Origin of the sequence: Streptomyces sp. NPDC005181 (assembly GCF_040608395.1) — a bacterium.
Taxonomy (GTDB): Bacteria; Actinomycetota; Actinomycetes; order Streptomycetales; family Streptomycetaceae; genus Streptomyces.
The window spans coordinates 1-7,873 of record NZ_JBEXID010000164.1; the positions used below are offsets into that span (position 1 = coordinate 1).

Below are 7,873 nucleotides of genomic sequence, written 5' to 3' on the forward strand. Positions count from 1 at the left end.
AACCTTGTTGCTAGACACCTCAAGGTTCACAGAGAGCGGCGTGTTTCACGTATCAGACCAGCTCAGGGCACCCACACATACGGCAGGAGAGCCCAAAATCACCTGCTGGGTTCCGGTCAGGAGCCGCTCCAAGTCGGTGCCCGGCTCCTCGTTGTAGATGCGCGAGGGGATGGAGACGGTCCCGCCCTGCACCTCAACCTCGAAGGGATTCATCGGCGCGACCCTGGCGTCCGGCATGACCGCCAGGACGCTCTGCACGTCACCGGCAAGACGGGTCGGAAACGCTGCCACCAGGACATGGGTGACGTTCGACGGATCCCGGGGCAGCTGCACAACACGAGGATAGGCGGCGAGCCTCTCCCTCCCCCAACCGCCCACCTCAGCGTTGCGGGACAAGCCTTGGGCCGGGTGTTGTGGATCATTTGGTGTAGGTCGAGGTTGACCCGTACTGGGTGCCGGTAGCCTGGTCGAGTGAGCGAGATTGAGCCGCCGCTGCTTGCGGACGTCTACCCGGCGCTGGTCTCGTTCCTGGATGCGGCGCTGGTCGCCGAGGGCGAGTCGGTCCTGGCACAGGCTGTGGAGCGGCTGCAGTTCCACGGCTGGTGCGGGTGTAGGCAGGCCTGCAATTACCTTCGAACCGCTCCCGCAGCCCGTGCCGACAGCGCCTGGATCCATCTTGATGATGAGGAGACGCCCCGCGTGTGGCTTCAACTCAACCGCGACCACACCTCGTTCGCGGGAATGGAGATCTGCGAGTTCGTCCTGGGTCCTTCACCCGCGCTCGATCCGGATCGGCCTGTCGGCGTGAGGTGACTCGGGTCGTGCCGTTGGGATGATTCGATCGTTGGTTGATATGTGTTGTTGACTGATGCCCGGTGGGCGCGGATCGAGCCGTTGCTTCCCGACCGGACACAGAGGTGGGGCGGTCGGTGGCACCTGGCAGAGGATGTTCACTGTCCTGCTCGCCCAGGCCGAAGCCGGGGGTGACCTGGAGTGGGTCGTCGCGGTCGACTCAACCATCGTGCGGGCTCATCAGCACGCCGCCGGAGCCCGTGAAAAGGGGCCCCGGCCGGCGAGCCGGACGACCATGTCCTTGGTCGCTCCCGCGGCGGACTGACCACGAAGATCCACCTCGCAGCCGACAGCCACTGCCGACCGCCCGCGTTCGCACTCACTCCCGGCCAGGCCGGGGACGCACCCGCGTTCACACAGGTCATGGACCGGTTGCGGGTGCCCAGGCGGGTCGGGCGCCCCAGGATCACGCCAGACATGGTCCTCGCGGACAGGGCGTATTCATCCCGCGCGATCCGCACTCATCTGCGTCAGCGCGGCATCCGGGCTGTGATCCCGCAGCCCGTCGGCCAAGCCGCCGACCGTAAACGGCTGGGCAGCCGGGGCGGCAGGCTTCCGGCCTTCGACCGCGAGGCCTGCAAACGCCGCAACACCGTCGAACGGTGCATCAACAAGCTGAAGCAGTGGCGTGGTCTGCCCACGCGATACGACAAGATCGCCACCATCTACCTCGCCGGACTCCACATTGCCGCCATTTTTATCTGGTCAGCGAGGTGATCCGAAAGAAATGCCCTAGTTGGCCACTCTGAGCACGACAGTTGGCCCAGAACCCTCCGTCGGATTTCCGCCAGCACCTCATGCCCGGCCGCGCCACGATGAAGGCATGACCAGCACCTATCAACCCCGGCCCATCGGCCCCACCGCTCTGAAGGAGCTCCGCGTCCGCGACGACGCCGGGCGTCCGATGTACCCGTACGTGGACGAGGAAGGCGGCGCCCCGCTCCGCTGCTGCCTGCGGCTCAGCGTCGTAGATGACCGGATCGCCCTCGTCTCGTACGCCCCGCTGCGTCGCTGGGCGGCCCAGACAGGTGCCGAGCCCGGGGCGTATGACGAGCAGGGTCCGGTCTTCATACACGCCCAGGACTGCGGCGGGCCGGCCCCGGACAGCACCGGCTACCCCTGGGCCCGACCCGGCGCTCTCCGTGCCTTCCGCCGATACGACAACCGAGGGCGCATCATTGGCGGCCGCATGGTGGAGCTGCCTGAGGATGCCGACGCATCCTTCGACCGCGCCTTCACCGAAGCCTTCGCGGACCCGGATACCGCCCAGGTCCACGTGCGAGCCGTCGAATACGGCTGCTACCACTTCCGCGTGGAGCGACCCTGACCGCCCAGGGGGCGGACCGTCAGCCACGTCGGGGCCCGCCCCTCACGCCTCCGAATGACCGGGGACCTACGACACCACCTTCTCGATCACGATCCCGCCCTTCCCGAGCGTCCGCAGTCGGTCACCAGGCCCCTCCCTCGCCTCCTCCAGGACGCGCCCCGCCGCTGCGCTACTCAACTGACGGACCGGAGAACTGACGGACCGGAGATATGACAGGCAGCTTTGACCGCTCCCGGAGACGGGCACGGCCCGGCCGCCCCCAAACTCGGGGGGTGCGGATGGTCCGCGGATTGATGGCGGCAGCGTGCAGGCCGTGTGGGATGCCGACGCGGTGCGTGAACGGATTCGGGTGATGGCCCAGGCCGACCCTGAATACCCGGACTTCAGTGCGCGCAGGCACCGGTGGGTGCTGGCTCCGCCAGTACCGGAGGCCGTCGTGACCCCCTTCGAGCGGGAGCACCACTTCGAGTTCCCGCTTCCTACCGCTCGTTCATCACGACGGTGAGCAGCGGGGGTGCCGGGCCGGCCTACGGCCTCTACGAGTTCGGCAGCAAATCCTGGCTGGACTGGCAGGACGACCTGGACCCGCGGTATCTCCGTGACGTACCGAGCACGGGCCGACGAGTGATCCTCTGCCTGCGGGTCCGTCGGTTCTGCCCGGACGCTTCGTGCGGGCAGCGGGGACGTTTGTCGAGCAGATACCAGCGCTGACCCGGCGGCACGGCCAGTGGACCGAACGCCTGCGCTCGACGCTGGTCGCGATCGGTCTCGCACTCGCCGGCCGGGCCGGCGCCGGGATGGCGAGCGCTTTGCGCGCGGCAGCGACGGGGTCAGAAGCGTCCAGGTGACCTGATATGCGGGCACGCCATCTTCCTCCGGGTCACGGGCCTCGAGGCACGCCGGCCACCGGTATGGCCCGGCAGCCGGCGGGCGGGTGGGGTGCTCAGGCGGCGGTGTCGTCGGCGAGCGATCAGGACGCGTGGCCTCTACGGTCGGTTCGGGTGCTTCCTGACAGGACAAGGCACTCAGGTTGGCCCTGCGAAACTTCGCACGTGCGCAGGGCCAACCATCCCCCGGGGGCCGGGCGGGATCTGCACCTCGGTCTCGAATTCGAAGGTGACCCTGTTCGGTGACGGCCAGTGAGACGGCCACCGTGACTTCTTCGTCGTCCTCGCCCGCGTGTTCCGCCTGCTCGGGCTCCAGCTGACGGACGTGGGCCAGGCTGCCGGAGGAGAGCAGGAACGGGCCGGGCTCGCTGGGTGCCACGCCGCGGGTGATCGGCGTCGACGTGTACGCCACTGGCAAGGGCCGGCACTACGGCACCGTCCTCGTGGACGTCGAAACCCGCCGCCCCGTCGATCTGCTTCCGATCGGGAGGCATCCAGCCTGGTCGCGTGGCTCGCCCGGCGACCGGACGTCGAGGTCGTATGCCGGACCGCGCGCCGTTCTTCGCCGAAGGCGCCGCTGCTGGCGCCCCGCAGGCCATCCAGGTCGCGGACCGGTGGCACCTGTGGCACAACCTGAGCGAAGCCGCCGAACGGAGCGTCACCCAGCACCGCGGCTGCCAGCGTGCCCTGGTTCTCACGGCTCTCGCGCCCGAGCCCGCCCCGGCCGCGGACCCCCCCGGTTCGCCCTGGCCGCGAGGGCACCGGTTCGCCGATCGGACCCGGGCCCGGCACGCCGCCGTCCATGCCCTGCCGGCGGCCGGGCACAGTCGGCGCTCGGTGCAGCGTCAAGTCGGCATGACCAGCCGCACCGTCAAGCAGTTCGCCGACGCCGCGACGCCGGAGGAACTGTTCACCGGTCAGTGGCAGAACCGGCCCTCCGTCCTCGACGACTACAGGACCTACCTCGACGACCGCTGGAGCGAGGGCGGCACCAACGCCTGGAAGCTGTGGGAGGAGATCGTGCCGCTCGGCTACAAGGGCAGCTAACAGCGCGTTCGCGCCTACCTGTGCGAGAAACGCACCTCACCGCGGCCGGTGACCGCCCGGCCGCCCTTGCCCGGGGCCGTCGCCGTGTGGATCCTCCGCCTCCCGGAAACCCTCACCGAGTCAGAGCAGCTCCAGCTCAAGACCGTCCGCACGCACTGCCCCGAAGTCGACGCGCTCGCCCGCCACGTCCGGTCCTTCGCCACGATGCTCACCGAGCGCCAGAGCGAGCGCCTGCCGGACTGGCTCGACGCCGTCCGGCAGGACGACCTGCCCAGCCTCCACACGCTCGCCGCCGGCATCGACCGGGACCGCGACGCCGTCATCGCCGGCCTGACCCTGCCCGGGAACTCGGGCACCGTCGAAGGCCATGTCAACCGGATCAAGATGCTCAAGCGCCAGATGTTCGGCCGCGCCGGCTTCCAACTTCTCCGCAAACGCGGCACCGTGCGGGCCGCGCTTGACGCGATTGGCCGCCTGGTCGGCCTTTTCCGGATTCACATGCCGGATGCCATGTTTCCTCAGGTAGGCCCGTACACGCCGGATCGACCTGATGTTCCATCACCACCACCCCCTTTGAGGACGCCGGCGGCGGGGCCTTTCGCGCTCCGGCGGCGTGCTGGTGGGCGCGCATCACGGTGGAGTCGACCGAGACGTCCCAGTCGATGGCGCCCTCGGCGTCCGCGACGGCCTGGACCTGCTGGAGAAGCCGCTCCCAGGTCCCGTCGGGCGACCACTGCAGGTGCCTCTTGTGCACGGTCTTCCACGGGCCGAACCGCTCCGGCAGTTCACGCCACTGCACATCAGTCCGCGCCCGGTGCAAGACCCCGTTGATCACCTGCCGATAGTCCGTCCACCTGCCATAACGTCCGTTGCTCACCGGCAGAAGCAGCTCCAGTAGAGCCCATTCCTCGTCGGTCGGATCCCCGCAAGCACCCATACCAAGCTAAGGGCTCGCAGAGAATCAACACGTTGCTTCCGACGGTTTGGCTCGTTGACGTGGTATGGGCATATCGCAGGAGATTCGGGATCAACTCGCCTTGAAGTTCGGGGTGCTGTTCCCACACCTGGACGAGCGGCAGCAGCGTCTGCTGATGGGAGCAGAGGCCCGTCTCCTGGGGCACGGTGGGATCCGGGCCGTTGCGCGGGCCGCCGGGGCCAGCGAGACGACGGTCCGCAAGGGGGTGGATGAGCTGGAGGCGGGCGAGGCGCCTTTGGATGCGGGACTGCGGCCCGCGCTGCTCGCCCTGGTCGAGCCGGACATGCGCGGAGACCCGATGTCGCCGCTGCGCTGGACGACCAAGTCGACCCGGAACCTGGCCGGCGAGCTGACCCGACAGGGACACAAGGTCAGTGCCGACACGGTCGGTGACCTGCTGCGGGAGGAGGGTTTCAGTCTGCAGGCCAACTCCAAGACCGTCGAGGGCAAGCAGCACCCGGACCGGGACGCCCAGTTCCGCTACATCAACGAGCAGGCCAGGGACCACATCGGCGCCGGGGACCCGGTGGTCAGCGTGGACAGCAAGAAGAAGGAACTGGTCGGCCAGTACAAAAACGCGGGGCGTGAATGGCAGCCCACGGGTGATCCGGTGCAGGTCAAGACGCATGACTTCCTGGACCGGGAGGGGCCCGGCAAGGCGATCCCGTACGGCATCTACGACATTGCCGCGAACGCCGGCTGGGTCAGTGTCGGCACCGACCACGACACCGCCGCTTTCGCGGTCGCTTCGATCCGCCGCTGGTGGCACGGGGCCGGACAGAGCGACTACCCACGCGCCCGTCGGCTGCTGATCACCGCTGACGCCGGAGGCTCCAACGGCTACCGCACCCGGGCATGGAAGACCGAACTCGCCGCCCTGGCCGCCGAGACCGGCCTTGAGATCACCGTCTGTCACCTACCGCCTGGCACATCGAAATGGAACCGGATTGAGCACCGGCTGTTCTCCCACATCTCCATGAACTGGCGCGGCAGGCCCCTGACCAGCCATGAAGTCATCCTGCAGTCCATCGCGGCGACCACCACCCGCACCGGACTGACGGTCCGCGCCGAACTCGACACCGGCGCCTACCCCACCGGCGTGAAAGTCGACAACGCCCAGGTCGACGCGCTGACGATGACCCGCCACCGCTTCCACGGCGACTGGAACTACACCCTCGTGCGCCACGAGGCGCCACTTGATACCGGGTAGGGGTGAAAGACCCCTACCGCCGGCCTGTCGCAGCAGGCTGGTGAAGCTGAGGGCAGCCGATGCGTGGAGATGCACGCGGAGGTGAGAGCAGCCCTGACAACGACGGGACGCGTCGGCACTTCCAGACGACGCGGGTCCGGCAAGCAAGACGAGACGCCGTACGAGAGGAACCAGTGTCTGACGCCCCGTAAGAGTTCCACCGGCTCCAATCTGGAGGATATGGGCCGAGTGCAGCGCACGCCACCTCCGGGTGGCGACTCCGAAGCCGAATTTAGGGTGTCGGTGGGGAGGCCACGTTGAAAGCCTGCGGCGTAGGCGTGGCGATGCTGTCGGGGTAGAGCTGGGCGGCTCGCTCGTCGACCGGTTGGTGGTGAACGTGGGAAGCGTTCTGATGTCGCCCCTTCCCGTCTGGCAGCCAGTCAGGCGGAGGGCAAGGCCCGTCGTCGGCTGACGACTCCAGGACGTGGCGGAGGCCCCGTAGTAGTCCGAGCGCGTTAATGGCGCGCACATGGCGAAGGGGGCCAGCAAGTCAGCAGTCGAGGAACTGGAATACCGGGAGGTCATCGGTGAATACCGACGAACTGGAGCACGCCACGTATGAGGCGGAGCGCCGGGTACTGGAGATCCAGGCCAAGCTGCACCGTTGGGCCCGTGATGATCCTCATCGCAGGTTCGATGACCTCTTCAACCTCTGTGCCGATCCCGCGTTCTTGCTTGTCGCGTGGGATCGGGTGCGGGGTAACAAGGGCGCCAAGACCGCCGGGGTGGACGGCCGCACGGCGGCGTCCATCGCGGAGGGGACGGGCGTTGAGGAGTTCCTCGACGCACTACGAGGCTCGATCAAGGACCGTAGTTTCCGTCCGCTGCCGGTGCGGGAGCGGATGATCCCCAAGACGGGCGGCAAGTTGCGGCGCCTGGGGATCGCGACGATCACCGACCGGGTGGTGCAGGCGTCCTTGAAGCTGGTGCTGGAGCCGATTTTCGAGGCGGGATTCCTCCCGTGCTCCTACGGGTTCCGTCCGAACCGCCGGGCTCACGACGCGGTGGCCGAGGTCCGCCACTTCACGTCCCACGGGTATGAGTGGATCGTGGAGGGTGACATCAAAGCCTGCTTCGACGAGATTTCGCATCCGGCCCTGCTGGACCGGGTGCGGCTTCGGATCGGGGACAAACGCGTACTTGACCTGGTGAAGGCGTTCCTCAAGGCGGGCATCCTCGGTGAGGATCGCGTGCTGCGAGAAACCAGCGCCGGAACCCCACAGGGTTCGATCTTGTCACCGTTGCTCAGCAACGTGGCCCTCTCCGTCCTGGACGAGTACGTCGCCCAGGGTCCGGGAGGACCCGGAAGCAGCAAGCTCGGGCGGGAACAGCGTCGCCGTCAAGGTCTTCCCAACTACCGTTTGTCGCGGTACGCGGACGACTGGTGTCTGATGGTCCACGGCACCGAAGGCGACGCCGAAGCCCTGCGCGATGAGATCGCTGGGGTCTTGTCCACGATGGGCCTGCGCCTGTCCCCGGAGAAGACCCTGATCACCCGCATCGATGAGGGACTGGACTTCCTCGGGTGGCACATC

At 67.9% G+C, this 7,873-nt stretch carries 5 protein-coding genes and 4 pseudogenes; 7 read left to right on the top strand and 2 right to left on the bottom strand.

Features of this window, described 5'->3' with window-relative positions; all coding sequences use genetic code 11:
• Positions 1–45: 45 nt before the first annotated feature.
• The gene (locus ABZV38_RS38610; protein ID WP_356333425.1) at positions 46–333 is read right to left on the bottom strand and encodes a hypothetical protein; all 288 of its coding nucleotides are present in this window, start codon (positions 331–333) and stop codon (positions 46–48) included.
• A gap of 138 nt (positions 334–471) precedes the next feature.
• On the opposite strand from ABZV38_RS38610, the gene ABZV38_RS38615 reads away from it, so the two are divergent.
• The 5 genes and pseudogenes from ABZV38_RS38615 to ABZV38_RS38635 form a co-directional block, all read left to right on the top strand.
• Positions 472–813, top strand: a complete 342-nt coding sequence (locus ABZV38_RS38615) for a hypothetical protein (protein ID WP_356333427.1) — start codon at positions 472–474, stop codon at positions 811–813.
• A 42-nt stretch (positions 814–855) separates the two neighbouring features.
• Positions 856–1,569 (top strand): annotated as a pseudogene (locus ABZV38_RS38620) (IS5 family transposase).
• A gap of 106 nt (positions 1,570–1,675) precedes the next feature.
• Entirely contained in the window at positions 1,676–2,179 is a 504-nt protein-coding gene (locus ABZV38_RS38625; RefSeq protein ID WP_356333429.1) for a DUF1203 domain-containing protein, read from the top strand.
• A gap of 1,427 nt (positions 2,180–3,606) precedes the next feature.
• Positions 3,607–4,113 (top strand): hypothetical protein, encoded by a 507-nt coding sequence (locus tag ABZV38_RS38630; RefSeq protein WP_356333431.1) that lies wholly within the window; start codon positions 3,607–3,609, stop codon positions 4,111–4,113.
• A gap of 84 nt (positions 4,114–4,197) precedes the next feature.
• Positions 4,198–4,488, top strand: a pseudogene (locus ABZV38_RS38635) (ISL3 family transposase); the annotation flags it as partial.
• Between the two features lie 220 nt (positions 4,489–4,708).
• Here ABZV38_RS38635 and ABZV38_RS38640 read toward each other — a convergent pair.
• A pseudogene (locus ABZV38_RS38640) lies at positions 4,709–5,050 on the bottom strand (IS5 family transposase); the annotation flags it as partial.
• A gap of 64 nt (positions 5,051–5,114) precedes the next feature.
• Between ABZV38_RS38640 and ABZV38_RS38645 the strand changes: the two are divergent.
• Positions 5,115–6,266 (top strand): annotated as a pseudogene (locus ABZV38_RS38645) (ISAzo13 family transposase); the annotation flags it as partial.
• A gap of 599 nt (positions 6,267–6,865) precedes the next feature.
• Positions 6,866–7,873: reverse transcriptase domain-containing protein (locus tag ABZV38_RS38650; RefSeq protein ID WP_356333433.1), on the top strand; the 1,008-nt coding region annotated here is incomplete at its 3' end.